This window comes from uncultured Microbulbifer sp. (assembly GCF_947504145.1).
Classification (GTDB): Bacteria; Pseudomonadota; Gammaproteobacteria; order Pseudomonadales; family Cellvibrionaceae; genus Microbulbifer.
Window position 1 is genome coordinate 1 of sequence record NZ_CANNGQ010000015.1, and the last position, 471, is coordinate 471.

The window sequence follows — 471 nt, forward strand, 5'->3', positions numbered from 1 at the left end:
ATTGATTTTCAACGAGTTTTTCTCGGAAAAAGAAATTCAAAAAGCCCTTGCCAAGGTCGAAGAGGTCGCTATAATGCGCGCCACTTCAACGGATCGCCAAGGCGGTTTGCTTGAAGAATTCGACGGGCTCTTGGCAGTCCATCAGTGCTGAGAATTAGGTCGTTTAATCGCCGATTCTCAGTCTGAAAAAAGCTTCAAAAAAGAGCTTGCCAAACGAGATCGACACCATATAATGCGCGTCCTTCTCGGGGTCACCGGAACGGTGATCGAAGCATCGGAAAGCGTTGATTTATAACGGTTTCAGAGCTTCAAAAAAGTCTGCAAAAAGCACTTGCTTCAGCAGATCGGGTGTGTAGAATACGCACCCCACAGTGAGGGCCGAGCGCCACGCTGAGTTGTTTAAAAATTCGATCAAGCAATATGTGTGGGTGCTTACGGAGCGACGGATCAACATCTGGCCTCGGCCAGAAA

At 48.0% G+C, this 471-nt stretch carries 1 protein-coding gene; it reads right to left on the reverse strand.

What is annotated here, in order from left to right:
* Window positions 1-289 precede the first annotated feature (289 nt).
* Window positions 290-471 (reverse strand): hypothetical protein (locus Q1A74_RS18395; RefSeq protein ID WP_299599723.1); only part of this gene is annotated, 182 nt, incomplete at its 5' end.